This window comes from Candidatus Defluviilinea proxima, assembly GCA_016721115.1.
Taxonomy (GTDB): domain Bacteria; phylum Chloroflexota; class Anaerolineae; order Anaerolineales; family Villigracilaceae; genus Defluviilinea; species Defluviilinea proxima.
The window spans coordinates 868,760-884,788 of sequence record JADKIW010000001.1 but is presented as its reverse complement, the minus strand read 5'-3'; the positions used below and the strand labels follow the sequence as shown (position 1 = coordinate 884,788).

General features: G+C 50.1%; 17 protein-coding genes and 1 riboswitch. Of the genes, 10 read left to right on the top strand and 7 right to left on the bottom strand.

The genetic code is table 11. The annotated features are described in order from the left end of the window. The first annotated feature begins 1 nt into the window (after nt 1). Entirely contained in the window at nt 2-2,686 is a 2,685-nt protein-coding gene (locus IPP66_04115) for a valine--tRNA ligase (protein MBK9924457.1), read from the top strand. 48 nt (nt 2,687-2,734) lie between these two features. Here the strand turns inward: IPP66_04115 and IPP66_04110 are convergent, their stop codons facing one another. Continuing rightward, on the bottom strand, nt 2,735-3,436 hold the full coding sequence (locus IPP66_04110) for a hypothetical protein (protein MBK9924456.1): 702 nt from the start codon (nt 3,434-3,436) through the stop codon (nt 2,735-2,737). A 167-nt stretch (nt 3,437-3,603) separates the two neighbouring features. On the opposite strand from IPP66_04110, the gene IPP66_04105 reads away from it, so the two are divergent. The 3 genes from IPP66_04105 to IPP66_04095 all read left to right on the top strand — a co-directional run bounded on the left by IPP66_04105 (nt 3,604) and on the right by IPP66_04095 (nt 4,754). Beyond that, on the top strand, nt 3,604-3,864 hold the full coding sequence (locus IPP66_04105; GenBank protein ID MBK9924455.1) for a hypothetical protein: 261 nt from the start codon (nt 3,604-3,606) through the stop codon (nt 3,862-3,864). 105 nt (nt 3,865-3,969) lie between these two features. Next, nucleotides 3,970-4,467 (top strand): hypothetical protein, encoded by a 498-nt coding sequence (locus IPP66_04100; GenBank protein ID MBK9924454.1) that lies wholly within the window; start codon nt 3,970-3,972, stop codon nt 4,465-4,467. 95 nt (nt 4,468-4,562) lie between these two features. Further along, on the top strand, nt 4,563-4,754 hold the full coding sequence (locus IPP66_04095) for a 4Fe-4S binding protein (GenBank protein MBK9924453.1): 192 nt from the start codon (nt 4,563-4,565) through the stop codon (nt 4,752-4,754). A 154-nt stretch (nt 4,755-4,908) separates the two neighbouring features. Next, a riboswitch (FMN riboswitch) is annotated at nt 4,909-5,051 on the top strand. Nucleotides 5,052-5,129: 78 nt separating this feature from the next. Here the strand turns inward: IPP66_04095 and IPP66_04090 are convergent. After that, nucleotides 5,130-5,300: a hypothetical protein gene (locus tag IPP66_04090; GenBank protein ID MBK9924452.1), complete on the bottom strand. Its 171-nt coding sequence runs from the start codon at nt 5,298-5,300 to the stop codon at nt 5,130-5,132. On the opposite strand from IPP66_04090, the gene IPP66_04085 reads away from it, so the two are divergent. The 3 genes from IPP66_04085 (at nt 5,293) to IPP66_04075 (ending at nt 7,911) form a co-directional block, all read left to right on the top strand. Beyond that, on the top strand, nt 5,293-6,051 hold the full coding sequence (locus IPP66_04085; protein MBK9924451.1) for an ABC transporter permease: 759 nt from the start codon (nt 5,293-5,295) through the stop codon (nt 6,049-6,051). The genes IPP66_04090 and IPP66_04085 overlap by 8 nt on opposite strands. A gap of 34 nt (nt 6,052-6,085) precedes the next feature. Next, on the top strand, nt 6,086-7,066 hold the full coding sequence (locus IPP66_04080) for an ABC transporter substrate-binding protein (GenBank protein ID MBK9924450.1): 981 nt from the start codon (nt 6,086-6,088) through the stop codon (nt 7,064-7,066). A gap of 101 nt (nt 7,067-7,167) precedes the next feature. Then, nucleotides 7,168-7,911, top strand: coding sequence for an ABC transporter ATP-binding protein (locus IPP66_04075; GenBank protein MBK9924449.1), 744 nt, complete (start codon nt 7,168-7,170; stop codon nt 7,909-7,911). Between the two features lie 53 nt (nt 7,912-7,964). Here IPP66_04075 and IPP66_04070 read toward each other — a convergent pair whose 3' ends face one another. From IPP66_04070 to maf, 5 genes are read right to left on the bottom strand one after another with little or no spacing between them, the layout of a single operon-like run. Then, nucleotides 7,965-8,174, bottom strand: a complete 210-nt coding sequence (locus tag IPP66_04070; protein MBK9924448.1) for a DUF2277 domain-containing protein — start codon at nt 8,172-8,174, stop codon at nt 7,965-7,967. 56 nt (nt 8,175-8,230) lie between these two features. Further along, entirely contained in the window at nt 8,231-9,220 is a 990-nt protein-coding gene (locus IPP66_04065) for a DNA polymerase III subunit (GenBank protein MBK9924447.1), read from the bottom strand. 41 nt (nt 9,221-9,261) lie between these two features. Continuing rightward, nucleotides 9,262-10,329 carry a ribosome small subunit-dependent GTPase A gene (gene rsgA / locus IPP66_04060; protein MBK9924446.1) on the bottom strand — a complete coding sequence of 356 codons (1,068 nt, stop codon included), beginning with the start codon at nt 10,327-10,329 and terminating at the stop codon, nt 9,262-9,264. Then, nucleotides 10,229-12,475, bottom strand: coding sequence for a hypothetical protein (locus IPP66_04055; protein ID MBK9924445.1), 2,247 nt, complete (start codon nt 12,473-12,475; stop codon nt 10,229-10,231). Before IPP66_04055 ends, rsgA begins: the two co-directional genes overlap by 101 nt. 44 nt (nt 12,476-12,519) lie before the next feature. Then, on the bottom strand, nt 12,520-13,170 hold the full coding sequence (gene maf / locus IPP66_04050; protein ID MBK9924444.1) for a septum formation protein Maf: 651 nt from the start codon (nt 13,168-13,170) through the stop codon (nt 12,520-12,522). Nucleotides 13,171-13,356: 186 nt separating this feature from the next. Between maf and xpt the strand changes: the two genes are divergently transcribed. Genes xpt through guaA form a run of 3 tightly spaced genes read left to right on the top strand, consistent with a single transcriptional unit; the run spans nt 13,357 to nt 15,994 of the window. Continuing rightward, nucleotides 13,357-13,935 carry a xanthine phosphoribosyltransferase gene (gene xpt, locus IPP66_04045; protein MBK9924443.1) on the top strand — a complete coding sequence of 193 codons (579 nt, stop codon included), beginning with the start codon at nt 13,357-13,359 and terminating at the stop codon, nt 13,933-13,935. A 51-nt stretch (nt 13,936-13,986) separates the two neighbouring features. Continuing rightward, entirely contained in the window at nt 13,987-14,361 is a 375-nt protein-coding gene (locus IPP66_04040; GenBank protein MBK9924442.1) for an HIT domain-containing protein, read from the top strand. Between the two features lie 52 nt (nt 14,362-14,413). After that, the gene (gene guaA, locus IPP66_04035; GenBank protein MBK9924441.1) at nt 14,414-15,994 is read left to right on the top strand and encodes a glutamine-hydrolyzing GMP synthase; all 1,581 of its coding nucleotides are present in this window, start codon (nt 14,414-14,416) and stop codon (nt 15,992-15,994) included. Nucleotides 15,995-16,029: the final 35 nt, after the last annotated feature.

Genomic DNA, 16,029 nt, shown 5'->3' with positions numbered 1-16,029 from the left:
AATGACTAAAGAATTACCAAAGGCATACGATTTCAAATCCACCGAGCCGCGTATTTATGCGATGTGGGAAGCAGGTGGGTTCTTCAAGCCACACAATGACCCGAACAAACCCGATTTCGACCCGAACATCGAGCCGTTCGTTATTGCCATCCCGCCGCCAAACGTGACAGGTGAGCTCCATCTCGGCCACGCCATGTTCGTCAGCGTTGAAGACCTCATGATTCGCTACCATCGCATGAAGGGTTACTCCACGTTGTGGATTCCCGGTACCGATCATGCTGGCATCGCCACCCAGCTCATGGTGGAGCGCGACTTGCTCAAAAATGATGAGGTCATGCGCGAAGAATTGGGCCGCGAAGAATTTCTCAAACGGACATGGGAATGGAAACGCAAATACGGTGGGCTCATCACCAATCAGATCCGTCGCCTCGGTGCCTCCTGTGACTGGGATCGCGAGCGCTTCACTCTGGACGATGGGCTGAGCCGGGCAGTTCGAGAAGCCTTTGTTTCCCTCTATGAAAAGGGACTGATCTATCGCGGACCTCGTCTCATCAACTGGTCGCCGGGACTCAAGACCGCCGTCTCTGACTTGGAAGTGGAATACGAGGAGGAAGACGCGTTCCTGTATTACTTCAAATATATGTTGAAGGATTCGGAAGAGTTTATTCCAGTGGCAACCATTCGCCCTGAGACAATTCTTGGCGATACGGCTGTGGCTGTTCACCCTGAAGACGAACGCTACAAGAAATTCATCGGCAAGAAAGTCATCGTGCCGATCCTTGGTCGTGAGATCCCTGTCATTGCTGATGAATACGTGAGCATCGAATTCGGTACCGGTGCATTGAAGATCACACCGGGACACGACCCGAACGACTATGCCATCGCACAACGTCACAACCTGCCCATCATCTCCATGCTTGATCGCGAGGCAAAGGTCAACGAAAACGGAGGCAAATATAAAGGTCAGGATCGATTCGAGGCGCGTAAGAATCTTTGGTCCGATATGAAAGCCGCTGGTCTTGTCATCAAAACAGATCCCTATCGTACGACCATCCCGCGTACACAACGCGGCGGAGAAATTGTCGAGCCGATGATCTCTGAGCAATGGTTCGTGACCATCGAACCGATGGCCAAAGCCGCGCTTGATGCTGTGAAGGATGGACGCATCAAGATCGTGCCCGAGCGATTCGAAAAGACTTATTACAACTGGATGGAGAACATCAAGGACTGGTGTATCAGCCGTCAGTTATGGTGGGGACATCGTATCCCTGTGTGGTATTGCCCCGATAACCATATGACCGTGGCGCGCGAAGACCCCACCCAATGCGCGACATGCGGCTCGAAAGATATTCATCAGGATGACGATGTGCTGGACACATGGTTCTCTTCTGGCCTTTGGCCATTCTCCACACTTGGCTGGCCCGAGGAAACGCCCGATTACAAATATTTCTATCCCACTTCCTACATGGAGACGGGTTACGATATTTTGTTCTTCTGGGTGGCGCGCATGATCATGAGCGGACTCGAATACACCGGCAAGATTCCTTTCCACACGATTTATTTGCACGGCCTTGTGCGCGATGAACATGGACACAAGATGTCGAAGACAAAAGGCAACGTGATGGATCCGCTCCTTGTGATGGATGAGCTTGGCACAGACGCGCTTCGTTTCACCCTTTTGGTTGGTTCCACACCCGGTAACGATACGAACGTTGGGCTTAAGAAAGTGGAAGCCAACCGCAACTTTGCCAACAAGATCTGGAATGCGGGACGGTTTGTGATCTCAGCGATCAGCAGTCAGCCACTCGCTGTGAGCGAAAAGACAGAATATACTCTCGCTGATTCATGGATTTGGGCCAAACTCCAACAACTTATCCGTGATGTGGAACGCCAGATACAGAACTTTCAATACGGGCAGGCTGGTCAACAGATCTACGATTTCTTGTGGTCCGATTTCGCGGATTGGTATGTGGAAGTTGCGAAAGAACAACTAAAAGATGATGCTACAAAGGCAAGTACCGTAGATACCCTCGCACGCGTATTGGATATTTCTTTGCGCTTGTTGCATCCTTTCACGCCGTTCATCACTGAGGAAGTGTGGGGACACTTGCGCCGTGCTGTCTTGGATGCGGGCGCATTACACATCTTTGATGATGCCCCTGCCGCGTTGATTGTGGCGAAGTGGCCCGAACCTCGTCCGCTTGAGGGGTGGGAAGATGGGAAGATCGCCAACTTTGAGTTGATCCAGGAGATCGTGCGCGCCATCCGCAACCTGCGAACAGAGAAAGGTGTGGCTCCATCCAAACGAATTGCCGCAACAATTGTCAGCAACGACAAAATCGACCTGTTGAAGGAACAATCCTTAACCATCGCCACTCTTGCCGGATTGGACCAAACGCAAATTTCCATTCTCGAATCTCTCAAGGACAAACCCCAAGACTCTATATCGCTTGTGGTCGGTTCTGTGGAAATTTATATCCCCTTGGCAGGCATGGTGGATTTGGCTGGTGAAAAGGCCCGCCTCGAAAAGGAACTCAAAGAGGCCGAGTCACATATTCAACGCTTGGAGAACTTGCTGGGCGGCGACTTTGCCAATAAAGCGCCAGCCGCGCTCGTTCAAAAGGAACGCGATAAGTTGGCTGGGTATAAAGATACAGCCGAGAAGATCAAGGCGCAACTGAAATAACAAAAAAGGACGGATGAAAATCCGTCCTTTTTATATGTATTGAAACTACTATTTCATCAGGTCGTTTATTTTCTTGATAAAGTGTCCGGGGTCTTTGAAGAAATTCGCAATGTGTACTTTACCGGTTCGGATCAAAATGATGGCTTTAGGGTCAAAGGCGTGACCGGTGCTCGTCAGCGCAATGACATCCGCTGTGCGTCCGCTTCCCTCCGCGATCAGTACGGGACGGCCGTAATGAATGTTCAGGCCGACATCGTTCCATGTGATCTGCCCGCCGTTGATCACAATCCCGACGGAAGGTTGGGAACCTGCAAGTGCACTGGCCGCCGCCGCGATCCATTCTGATTCATTGCCCCAATTACTGCCTGGACAAAAAATAAAATGGGTATGGTGTGGTTCAAGCATGGACCTGATACCTTCCACGTCACGCGCAACGACGCCGATCAATGGGACATCGGTGCCGGTCAAATGGCGGGCACGGCCGATCGCTCCCATCACACCTGAGTCTGTGCCGCCATCAATGATGACGGCATTTTTTGTTTGAGCGAAAGGGAGTAAGTGTTGCTGGAAGAATAGCTCTACCTTGGCAATGTCCTCTTCGCTCATGCCGCCTGCACCGCCAACGATCACAATAGCGGGTCGCTCACCGGTAAACCCAAGAAGCTGCCATGCTTCCCGGAGTTCCTCAAATGCATCTGGATTCACGGTCGGTGTTCCGTGCCCATTTAATAATATAGATTCTATTTTCATGGTTGAAATTATACGGCCTTTGCCTCGATATTTATATCCCAAATTAGTTGGATGGCGATAGGTGTGCGTAATATTTTCTTAAATTTTAAACGACTTTTGTGGAAAGCATCATGTAAAATATAGTGCGCAACTTGTTGTTGCCATTTATTTATACACACGGAGGAGTTATGCAAACACAATCTCAATATGCCCCCTGTCCCACTTGCGGACAAAGCAATGCAACCAAGGTCAGTTACACGTGGTGGGGAGGCGCGCTTGGGCCTGCCATGTTCACCCATGTTAAATGCCAAAGTTGTGGTACGCAATATAACGGTAAGACCGGTAAATCGAACCAGACGAACATTATTCTGTACTTTGTCATTTCGTTCGTGCTTGTGTTCTGCCTTTGCGGTGGATTGGCTCTCCTTCGGGTGTTGATGAATAATTAGCCAAACAACTTCTTGTATTCTTAATGATAGAAGCCGAAAGTCTCATGAGAGTCTTTGAGACTTTCGGCTTGTTATTATGGGGGTAATTCACTTTCAGGAGGCCAAATGAATACAAAAAATATTTTACATCGCCGCATCAGAATTCTGCTTGTCTTTTTTATGTGTGCGCTTGCAGTAAGTGGTCTGACGGCAATCCCTTTACAGTGGGAATTAAAGATCATGATGTCCTTTTTTGAGAATGGAACCGTGTTGTCATCTATATTTCCCGCGTTGACGAATTGGTTGAAGTATATAAACGAAGGCGTCCAAAATGGATATGGACAATACCCATTTCTCGCTTATGGAACGGATTGGCTGGCATTTGGCCATGTGGCAATTGCCATTGCTTTCCTTGGCGTTTTCCGTGACCCGGTTAAAAATATTTGGGTGGTGGAATTTGGGATGCTTACCTGCCTTCTCATCATCCCATGGGCTTTGATCTTTGGATATATTCGAAATATCCCCTTCTTTTGGCAAATGATCGATATGTCTTTTGGTGTTTTTGGTATTGTTCCATTATGGTTCATACGCCGTGACATCAACAGGCTTTCAGCAGAAGGATGACAAAATCCATCAAATAAGAGACATTCGTCATTTGACGTGCCATTCAGCATCGGTTAATTTATAGTCCAAAATATCAATATTGGAGAAAATTAACCATGACTATGAAAATCCTTGAAGAATGCATCGCCTGTGGCGCATGCTTGCCCGAATGCCCGACCGAATCCATCAGCGAAGGTGATGGTGTTACTTATGTGATCGATCAGGCCACGTGTGTTGAATGTGTTGGTCACCACGATTCACCCAAGTGCGTTGCCGTTTGCCCGGTGGAGTGCATCGTACAAGCGTAAGACAAATTCACGCTCATAGTAGAAGAAAAGAGGCTGCGTCAATGGTGTGGCCTCTTTTTGTATCTCGTGCGAAGTGGATTATATGATTGGAAGCCTTTGCTGTCGCAGGAACAACTGTCAGTATTGAGTGGTGATATAATCCGTTTAACTGAATATTTACCTTCGGGGCAGGGTGACACTTGTGTTCAACAAATTGCGAGTGAATTCCCGATCGGTGGTACAGCCCACGAGCACGCAAGTGCATGATCCGGTGTAATTCCGGGGCCGACAGTATAGTCTGGATAGAAGAAGGATGATAGGCTCACCGTGAGTCTGATTTGACGTATGTCCCGAAAACGCACTTTGTGTTTTCGGGATTTTTAATACGCTTCAGACTTAACCGAGTCCTGATTCTGCGCCCCGGAATTTTCGAGGCGCTTTTTGTTTTTCTGCCACTCCTGTCATTGCGAGGAGGGCCTCGCCCGACGAAGCAATCCCCATCACACGGGTGGAGATTGCTTCGCTCACTCCGTTCGCTCGCAATGACGAATTAACAATTATGATCAAACGATACACTCCCATCCTCCTCTCCACCATCACCTTCCTACTCGGATGGTTTCTACTCACGCGTTATAGCGGCATTCCGAACTTCATTCTGCCATCTCCGCTCAGCGTATGGACGCGTTTCCTCAAATCCATCAGTGACGGGAGCCTGCCCTATCATGCCGGGGTAACATTCCTTGAGATCGTGTTGGGGCTTCTCGTTGGGGTTTTATTCGCGACTTGTGTGGGATATGTACTGGCTAAATCGCGCTCGTTGGAGAAAGCCGTATCGCCGTATCTGGTGGCGAGCCAGGCGATACCGGTAGTGGCAATTGCTCCATTGCTTGTCATCTGGCTCGGAGATGGAATCCTTTCGAAGGTTGTCATTTGTTCGTTGATCGTGTTCTTCCCGGTGTTGGTGAATACAATCGTTGGTGTGAGAGCCGTGCCGATAGCGTTATATGATCTGATGAACTCACTCCATGCCTCGCGGACGCAAATTTTATTGAAGGTCGAGGTGCCTGCTTCTTTGCCGGTTTTCCTCGGTGGCTTGCGGATCGGCGCAACGCTTTCGGTGATCGGTGCGATCGTGGGCGAACTCGTCAGCGCACGCGAGGGATTGGGGTATCTGTTACAGTTGGGTGACTTCCAATACGATACACCGATGGTGTTCGTGGCCGTATTTACTCTGGTCGCTTTGGCCTTGATGTTATATGGGATTGTGCGATTGTTGGAAAATAAGTTTTTGAAGTGGCAAGAACGTTCGAACGTTTAAACGTTCGAACGTGAAAACGATAAAGGAGATTTTCATGTTTCGTAAGATAGTTTTGATCATGCTTGGGGTGGCACTCGTTCTTTCGGGGTGTACCAGCCCGAAGTCCACGAATGAAGCGGGCACGTTGACGAAGATCCGCTTACCGCTTGGGTATATCCCTAACATCCAATTCGCGCCGCTATATGTCGCTGTCGAAAAAGGATATTTCAAGGATGCAGGTATCGAAGTTGAGTTCGATTACAAATTCGAGACCGATGGTGTTGCGCTGGTGGGGGCCGGTGAGTTGCCGTTCGCGGTGGTCTCTGGCGAGCAGGTGTTGTTGGCGCGCGCGCAAGGCTTGCCTGTGACGTATGTGATGGCTTGGTATCAACAATACCCTGTTTCAGTGGTGGCGAAGAGTGATGCGAATGTGATCGTGCCACAGGATTTGAAGGGAAAAAAGATCGGTTTGCCCGGTTTGTTTGGCGCGAACTATATCGGTTTGCGCGCGCTGTTGAATGCAGGCAAGTTGACCGAAAAAGATGTGACGCTCGAAGCGATCGGTTTCAATCAGGTGGAGTTGATGGTTTCTGGTGGGCAGGATATTGTGGTTGGGTATACAGCGAACGAGCCGATCCAATTGCATGCGCGTGGCATCCCCGTGACCGAGATCCGTGTGGCGGATTATGCCCACCTTGCGGCAAATGGAGTTTTAGCGAGTGAGAAAGTTGTGAACGAGAACCCCGAGCTCGTGCGTGCGTTTGTGGGAGCGTTCTTGAAAGGCGTTGCCGATACGATCGCAAATCCCGACGAAGCATTTAAATTAAGCGAAGCGCATATTCCGAACTTTGCTGATCTCGATGCGAATTTACAAAAACAGATCCTTGCTACATCCAGCGAGCAGTGGAAAGGGGATCGGCTTGGTTATTCTGACCCGAAAGCATGGGAGAACATGCAGGATATTCTGCTCGATATGGGTTTGATCCCAGAGAAGCAGGATTTGAGTAAAGCGTTTACGAATCAATTTGTTCCGTGAGAATGTAGACAAGTGGGCACGTAGACATGTAGACAAGTTCCTTGTGAACCTGTTTACATGTTTCCTTGTGTACCTGTTGACTTCCTTAATCTAAAATCGAAATGACATCTCCCATCCTCACCGTCCATAATATCAACACCGTCTTCCCAGATGAGAACGGCGGTCTTCGCGCGTTGAAAAATATCTCGTTCAATGTGCAGGCGCGTGAGTTTATTTGTGTGTTAGGGCCATCCGGTTCAGGCAAAACGACTCTCTTGCGCATCCTTGCCGGACTCATTCAACCTACATCGGGTTCATTCACATTCGGCCACGGGGAACAACCATCCACGGGCATGGTCTTTCAACAGGCCAACCTCATGCCATGGCGCACCGTGACCGAGAACATTATGCTTCCGCTTGAAGTAAAAAATGTGGACAATGCAACTGCGCGCGACAAAGCACAAGAGATGATCGAACTTGTGGGATTACAAGGATTCGCGGACTCGCTTCCGCGTGATCTTTCAGGTGGGATGGCGCAACGTGTGGCAATTGCGCGCGCCCTCATCCATGACCCTGACCTGCTTCTGCTCGATGAGCCTTTTGGTTCGCTGGATGCTCTCACCCGCGAACGCATGTGGACAGAGTTATCGCGCATCTGGCAGATGCGACAGAAGACGGTCATCATGGTGACCCATTCGATCAACGAGTCGTTGTTCCTGGCAGACCGTGTTCTTGTGTTGACCCAACGCCCCGGTACAATAAAAATGGACATGGAAGTTGATCTTCCACGTCCGCGCAAAGATGATATTCGATATACACCGCACTTCGGGGTACTTGCAAAAAAGTTGCGTGAGGCGATTGAGTAACAAAAAGTGGATGGCTCGTGCCATCCACTTTTTTGATTCAGATAAAAATAAACTTACGCAATTACTTTTGCAGGTATGTTCTCTAATAGCTTTTGTGTCGCTGCTGTTACTTCCTCCACCGCCCTCTCAAACGCCGCTTCATTGGCCTTGGAAGGCTTGCGATACCCGCTCACTTTTCTCACGAACTGTAACGCCGCCGCGCGGATCTCTTCCTCCGTTGCAGGGATTTCTGCATTACGTAATGTTTTGATGCTTCGGCACATAGATTTCTCCTTAAATCGTGTAGGGGCGGAGCACTGCTCCGCCCCTACATTGACGTTTACACCTTCGGTAAATCCATCAACAACACTTCCGCCAGCAAGCGCGGATTGACGTTTTTGTCCATTTTTTCGAGCACATCTTCGAGATTTCCCACTACTTTGCGTGCGGAGGATAAGTCCAATTGCCCGGCCAGGTCTTCGATCTCAAGGTTGCGGTCCACGTTGACGAGGGGAGTATCGGCTTGGGCGGTGCGCAACATTACATCACGCCAATAGGACTGCCAGAATAGGATCGTCTGGCGCATGGTGTCTTTATCCTTCGATAATTTGTCGGCATATTTGAACTTTTCCACGCGTGAGGCAGGGAGTAAGGAAAGTAAATCGTTCAGGCGTTCTTCACGTGCTTCCAGAAGATCATCGTTTTCGATCAAGCGTAAGGCATACCCAAACCGTCCGCCCGAGATATGTGCGATCAATTTCGCCCTGCTATTTTCTATTCCTTTATTTTCCAATCCCTTTTGCACTTCGTCAAAGGATAATGGTCGCAATCGTAACACTTCGCATCTTGAAACAATGGTCGGTAATAATTGTTCGGGGTTATCGGCAGTCAATATCAAAACCGCATACGAAGGCGCTTCTTCGAGAGTTTTCAATAAGGCGTTCGCGGCGTTATCGTTCGCTTCTTGAAAGCGCAGGAACATCGCCACACGGAACTTTGACATGTACGGTTTGAGGATCAACGTTTTGCGTGAATCACGGATCTGATCCACTTTCAACGTCCCACCTTCGGAGTCGGCTTGGATAATGGTCAGGTCCGCGTGTTGCATGGATTGGATCCCTTTGCAATCGCGGCAGGTTCCGCAGGGAATTCCTGCTTCAGCTGGGGTCGTGCAGTTTAAGGCTTGGGCGAAGCGTAAAGCCAATGTGCGGCGGCCCAGGCCGGGAGGTCCACAGAAAAGATACGCATGGCGCGTTGTCTCGTGGATAACATGTTTCTTCAACATGTCCACTGCCCACTCGTGCCCGATCAAATCCCAATTTGAATTCATGTTTTTAATTCTAACAGGAGACAGTCACTTTTGAAGTGACTTTATTCTTGGCCCGCACGCAATCGCAAAAACGAATCGAAACGTTCGGGATGTACGCGCCCATCTTTCACTGCCGCAAGCACTGCACATTTGGGTTCGTGTGTGTGCGTGCAATCGCTGAATTGACAACCCTGCACAAGCTCACGCAGTTCGGGGAAATACGCTTCCATTTCCACTGCTTCTGTATCCCATAACGCAAGCGATTTCCAACCCGGCGTATCGGCCACATATCCGCCATCTACCAGTGGAAAGAGTTGACGCGTGACGGTTGTATGGCGGCCCTTGTCCATTACTTTGCTGATCTCGTTCACAGCCAGCCCGAGCCCGGGTTGTATCGCATTTAATAAACTCGATTTACCCACGCCGCTTGGCCCAGCCAACGCCGAAATTTTATTTTTCAATGTGTCGTGCAATTCTTCAATGCCTGTGACGTTTTGTGTTGAAGTGTAGATGACGCGATACCCGATCGATTCGTATAAACCAAAAAGTTCTTTTGCGTTTTCAACAAGATCAATTTTGTTTGCCACGATGATCGGCGGGACTTTTTGTTTCTCAGCGATGACAAGGAAACGATCCAGCATTCTTAACTTGGGATGCGGATGTGCGCATGCGAATACGAAGACAGCTTGATCAGCATTTGCCAGCAAGACTTGTTGATAGATGCCTTGTGGCCTCGGGTCTAACCTAACGATAGCCTGCTTGCGCTCTTCGACCTCTTCTATCACCCCGCTCTTATCCTCTAAAACTGTGATCCTAACTTTATCCCCAAGGGCGGCGATGTCGCCGGTGGCACGTCCCTGTTTGAGTTTGCCTCGTAATTGACAAATAACAAAGCCCTGCCGGGTCTCTACTGTAAAGAAACCAGACTGGGCTTTGATGATCAGGCCTTGTAATGTTGTTTCGTTGGTCAAATAAGTATCCGTATAAACTTCGGAAGTCTTCAAGACTTCCGAAGTTTGTTTGTAAGGATTATGGCTTCGGCGTCTTGGTTGGGATGCCGCCCAGCGGGGTTGGTGTGTACAGCGGGCCGCCGATAGGTCCAAACCACGGACGACTTTGCGGACTGCCATAGTAATAAGTTTCAACAATGGAGCGGAAGACCGGTGCCGCCCAATCTGAACCTTCACCTTGGTTTTCCAGAATAACGGCAACAGCAATATCTGGTAGACCGGTAGAGTCGCTGGCCATGGTATAGCCTGCGAACCAGGCGTGAGGCAAACCATTGCCGGATTCAGCTGTGCCGGTTTTTCCTGCCACAGGGATCGACATTCCGCGCAAACGGAAGTTAGCAGTACCACGCGAGTCCTGTACAACGTTGATCATAGCCTCTTTGATGGTTTCCAAGCGGAAGGGTTGAACATTCAATGTGCCGCGGGCTTCTGGCTTGAAGATCTGAGTAACTGGGCCTCCATCCACTGGCTCGATCTTTTCCACCAGTTGTGGACGATATAACGTCCCGCCATTGCCTAATGCCGCGATGAAAGATGCTACTTGTAAAGGAGTGACTCTCATATCGCCCTGCCCAATGGACATGTTGACCACGTCAATGTCGGTTGGTGGGTCAATGATCTGCCCAGCTTCTTCGGGGACCTGCGTAATGCCGGTGGGTTGGCCCAAACCAAAGTTGCGCGCCATATTGGCGATATCGTTGGAGCGGTTATTCTGGTACAGTGTTAAACCAATCGTCCAGAAATAGGGATTGCAGGACCGCATGAGTCCTTCCGGTAAAGTGAGAAGTCCGGATGGTTGGCTGTCGCTGGTATTACATTCTCTGCCAGAGGCAAGACGATCCTGACAATGTTGCCATGTCCAATCGTGACGGATCTGGTCTGGTAATTTGTCCCATGTATATTCGCAGTTGACAGCGGTTTCCGGGGTGAACAATCCGCTTTCCATACCAGCCGCCATGGTGATGATCTTGAAGACCGAGCCCAGCGGATATTGTCCCTGTGCGGCGCGGTTGAGAAGTGATCCAGGTACTAACTCCGTGATGGAAGCGTTTGGGTTATTTGCATCAAAAATATTTGCATCATATCCAGGAGAGGATGCCATGGCAAGCACGCGCCCTGTATTGACCTCGATCACAACTGCTGCGCCGGTGAAACCGTTTAATGCCTGTTTTGCATAGTATTGCAGGTTTTGGTCGATCGTCAGGTAAACGGAATCTGATGGCTTGGGGGCGCTTTCACCCACACGTGTGACAGTCTCGCCAGATGGTTTGACAACATATAAGGTGCCACCATGTTGACCGGCGAGATAGTCTTCGGCCCACTGTTCAATACCAGCTGAACCTACACGTTCACTGCCATCGTACCCAAGACGGCGATATTTATCGACGTTCTCTGGTGAGATCAATTGTGTATACCCTACGATGTTGGAACTAGCGCCCTGATCGAAATAGTAGCGCGAATTATAGGTGGTCCATTGCAGGCCTGCGGGAGAAATGGTTCGGATGCGGGCTGATTCTTGTTCTGAAGCTCCACATAAAGGGATGGGATATAAGGCCGGTGTGTTTTGGATCTTCTCTGCCAACACTTGTGGATCTGTGCCACACAATCTCAAAGCTTCGGATAGGATGGTGTTGTAACTGTCGTTGGTGATATTGCCTGGAATGATGCTGAATGCGTAGGCATCGGTCTGTGCTACGATCACGTCGCCATCTTTATCGTAGATGTTGCCGCGAGATGGGATGTTGTAATCCATTTTCAGGACGTTGCCACCCGCTAGTTCCGGCAGGATGAGCGAGTCGTCCCATTGCAGTTTCCACTCGTTATTTTCCAGTGCAAAACGAGCGATGATATCGCGTGTAATATCGCCGACCAGTGCGGTGTGATAGGTCACTTTGTAGGCGACCTCTGCGGCATATGGGTTGACCAGTGATGACAAGACTTCGTAATCGAATGAACCGGCACTCATGGAGTTCAGGGCATCGCGGTTGCGTTTGGCAAAATCTTCGAGAGTGACGGTATCCTGTGTCACCTTGCTGATGAGCGCATACATGGCGTTGTAATCATCAGCCTTATACGCATCGAGATAGGATTTCAATGCGACAATCGGGTCTGGCGCAGGGACGATTGTCACGCCGGGATTTGGCAGGGAGGATGTGCTAGTGGGTTGAATAATGGGGAGAGGATTATTGCCTCCTGAGCCACTTGATCCACATGCGCTCAGGAATGCCATGATCACTAAAAGATTTAACCAATGTAATAATTTCATTCTTTACCTTTCATGCTTTGGAATCGACCAGATTGCTGGCCGAACTATAGGAGTGAACTCCCGGATTCCAAAATTGTATTAAACACAGGACAATCATATTCCAATAGTTTCTGACAGTTCAATGGTACATCCGCATTAGGCTGGATGTCCAGTTGACGCATCATTTTTACGACGTGACACAATGGTAAGCCCATGACGCCAGCATAGCAACCTGCCATACTGGCAACGGGACGAAAGTCTGGGTGTTGGATGGCATATGCGCCGGCTTTATCGAGCGGGTCGCCGGTGGCAACATAGGCACGGATCTCTTCATCGGAGTAGTTGCGCATGGGCACGTCGGTAACGCAGAGATCGGTCAGGATGTGGCCGTCGCTCACTCGAAGCAGGGCAACCCCGGTGTAGACTTGATGCGTACGTCCGCGCAGGCGAGTCAACATGGTTATGGCTTCGTCTTTATCCTCGGGTTTGCCGAGGATGGTGAGTCCATCCACCACGGTGGTATCAGATGCGAGAATGATCTGGTCTGTATTCGCTTGGATGGCGCGCGCTTTTTTTTCTGCAAGCCTTAAGACGTAATTCGCGGGCGATTCGTTCTCCACTACGCTCTCGTCCACGTTGGCGGCAGAGACGATAAAGTTCCAGCCTGTGAGTGCAAGCAATTGCTTGCGGCGGGGTGAGTTGGAAGCAAGGATCAGGTTCACGGGTGAAGATTCTAACACAGCCCTATCAACGGCCTCTTTCGCGGATTTGCGTACAAAAGCGACGCGTTTGCTCTATCCTGTGAGTTTGTTACAGAGTCTGTTTACCGGAATTTGTTGCCGGTTGCGTTTACACCCCCGGCGTTGTACAATGTCCGAAATTTGTCTGCTCTGGAGGCAGTTGTGAAGTTACTCGAAGATCGTATTTTGAAGGACGGACACGTCCTTAGCGGGGGAATCTTGAAGGTTGATAGCTTTGTCAACCATCAAGTGGACCCCCTTTTAATGGATGCCTGCGGAAGGGAATTTGCGCGGCTTTTCGCTTCGGTTGGTGCAACGAAGATCTTGACCGCCGAAATCTCGGGCATTGCCCCGGCGGTGACCACGGCGGTGCATCTCGGTTTGCCGGTGGTGTATGCTCGTAAGCACAAGCCGGTGACGATGCCTGATCAGGTGTACCTGACCCTTGCGCCCTCGCACACCAAGGGCCGCATGGTGGAACTGATCGTTTCACCCGAATATCTGGCGGGTGGCGAGAAGGTTTTGATCATTGATGATTTCCTCGCCAGCGGACAGACCATTCTGGGGCTTGTCCGTTTGGCAGAAGCTTCAGGCTCGAAGGTGGTAGGCATCGGCGCCTTGATTGAGAAACTCTTCGAAGGCGGTCGTGACTCCCTCAAGCCGCTCGGTGTGCCGATCCACTCGTTGGCGTGCATTACTTCGATGGTGGATGACAAGGTTGTGTTTGGAGAACCGGCCTGATTTTACGGATTACGTAGTATGCATTACGTAATCCGTATTTCGTAATACGTAATGCTCCGTAAAATACTCTGGTTTCTTGCACCTCTGATCGGTTGGATATTTGAGCATATGAGCTTTGCCATTCCTGTACAACGATTGCGAGAGACCGATACATTGATGGCGTTTTATCATCCGAAGCCTTCTTACACATTTCATGTTCTGCTGGTGCCCAAGAAAGCTGTCGCTTCGCTACAGGAATTTGACCCGAAAGACTCAGCCTTTCTCACGGAACTGTATACGACCGTACAGAGTCTTGTAAATGAGTTTCAGCTTTCCGCCTGGCGGTTGATCGTCAATGGTGGAGAGTATCAGGATTTTCCGCAGTTGCATTTTCATTTGATATCAGATGTAGGGGCGGGGTTTCCCCGCCCTGTTGTTAAATCGTAAATACGGGGCGAGACGCTACGCAGCCTCGCCCCTACATAAGGTAAATAATTTTATGGACTCTATTGCTATTCTTGATTTTGGTTCTCAATATGCGCAGATCATTGCACGGCGTGTACGTGAAGCGCAAGTGTATTGTGAGTTGTTCCCGTGGGATGCCCCCATGGAAAAGATCCTCGCAATACAACCCAAGGGCTTCATTCTCTCCGGCGGACCTCGGTCCGCATATGAAGATGGTGCGCCTTACATCCAGAAGTTCATCTTCAACACCGGCCTTCCCATCCTTGGCATCTGTTATGGAATGCAGGCGCTCACTTATGCCCTCGGTGGTCAAGTGGATCCATCTGCCAAGCGTGAGTACGGTCCTGCAGTGATCGAGCCGACTATTGATGGCACGATGCTCGATTCGATCTCCAGAGTGTGGATGTCACATGGTGACCGCATTACCAAATTGCCTGAAGGCTTTATCACACTTGCCCGCAGTGGAAATAGTCCGCTGGCGGCGATGGGAGATATGAAACGCAAATATTTTGGTGTGCAGTTTCACCCTGAGGTGCATCACACGCCAAACGGACAAAAACTACTCAAACATTTTGTAACCGATATTTGCGGAGCCAAACCCACGTGGACGCCCGGTTCCATTATTCAAGACGCGGTCGAACGCATTCGCAAGCAGGTTGGCAAGGAACGTGTCCTTGCGGCGGTTTCAGGCGGAGTCGATTCATCAGTGGCGGCGGCGCTTGTCCATAAGGCGATTGGCGATCAACTCGTAGCTGTGTTCGTGGATAACGGTTTACTGCGAAAAGATGAAAGTGGACAAGTCGCTTCAGCCTTTCGGGATAACCTGCATGCTGAACTTATAACTGTAGATGCCGCTGACGAATTCTTTGCCGCGCTCAGCGGTGTGACCGAGCCAGAGCAGAAACGTAAAGCGGTCGGTGAAAAATTCATCCGCATTTTTGAAGGGCAAGCCAAACAACTTGGCTTACCAAAGTTCCTCGTACAAGGGACGATCTATCCCGATGTAGTGGAGTCGTCAGCGGCAGATCGCAATAAAGCACAGAAGATCAAATCACATCATAATGTCGGTGGTTTGCCGGAAGATATGCAATTCGAATTGGTCGAGCCATTGCGCTATCTATTCAAGGACGAGGTGCGGGCTGTCGGTGAAGCGCTTGGATTGCCGGAAAAGCTGGTTTGGCGGCAACCATTCCCGGGTCCGGGTTTGACCGTGCGCTGTCTCGGGGAGGTGACGCCGGAGCGCGTATCCCGTTTGCGGGCGGCGGATGCGATCCTTGTAGAGGAATTAACCAAAGCCGGTTTGCTGAATCGAAAATTCTCTGGCGGCACGCCGGTGACGGGAAAATTAAGAATAGAACCGCCTGCCATTGCGCAAGCGTTCGTTGTGTTGTTGCCGGTCCGTTCGGTGGGTGTGATGGGCGATCAGCGCACATATCAAGAAGCCGTTGCGATCCGCGCGGTGACCACCGAAGATTTTATGACTGCCGATTGGGCGCGCCTGCCCGATGATCTCTTGGCGCGTGTGGCGAATCGCATCGTCAACGAAGTGGACGGCATCAATCGCGTGGTGTATGATATTACGAGCAAACCGCCCGGCACGATCGAGTGGGAGTAACGATTTCTGATTTACGATTGTCAATTTTCGATTTG

Coding starts and splice junctions, on each gene's coding strand:
- IPP66_04115 (MBK9924457.1), top strand. CDS start 2: ATGACTAAAGAATTACCAAAGGCATACGATTTCAAATCCACCGAGCCG.
- IPP66_04110 (MBK9924456.1), bottom strand. CDS start 3,436: ATGAAAATAGAATCTATATTATTAAATGGGCACGGAACACCGACCGTG.
- IPP66_04105 (MBK9924455.1), top strand. CDS start 3,604: ATGCAAACACAATCTCAATATGCCCCCTGTCCCACTTGCGGACAAAGC.
- IPP66_04100 (MBK9924454.1), top strand. CDS start 3,970: ATGAATACAAAAAATATTTTACATCGCCGCATCAGAATTCTGCTTGTC.
- IPP66_04095 (MBK9924453.1), top strand. CDS start 4,563: ATGACTATGAAAATCCTTGAAGAATGCATCGCCTGTGGCGCATGCTTG.
- IPP66_04085 (MBK9924451.1), top strand. CDS start 5,293: ATGATCAAACGATACACTCCCATCCTCCTCTCCACCATCACCTTCCTA.
- IPP66_04080 (MBK9924450.1), top strand. CDS start 6,086: ATGTTTCGTAAGATAGTTTTGATCATGCTTGGGGTGGCACTCGTTCTT.
- IPP66_04075 (MBK9924449.1), top strand. CDS start 7,168: ATGACATCTCCCATCCTCACCGTCCATAATATCAACACCGTCTTCCCA.
- IPP66_04070 (MBK9924448.1), bottom strand. CDS start 8,174: ATGTGCCGAAGCATCAAAACATTACGTAATGCAGAAATCCCTGCAACG.
- IPP66_04065 (MBK9924447.1), bottom strand. CDS start 9,220: ATGAATTCAAATTGGGATTTGATCGGGCACGAGTGGGCAGTGGACATG.
- rsgA (MBK9924446.1), bottom strand. CDS start 10,329: ATGGCAGTCCGCAAAGTCGTCCGTGGTTTGGACCTATCGGCGGCCCGC.
- IPP66_04055 (MBK9924445.1), bottom strand. CDS start 12,475: ATGAAATTATTACATTGGTTAAATCTTTTAGTGATCATGGCATTCCTG.
- IPP66_04040 (MBK9924442.1), top strand. CDS start 13,987: ATGCTCCGTAAAATACTCTGGTTTCTTGCACCTCTGATCGGTTGGATA.
- guaA (MBK9924441.1), top strand. CDS start 14,414: ATGGACTCTATTGCTATTCTTGATTTTGGTTCTCAATATGCGCAGATC.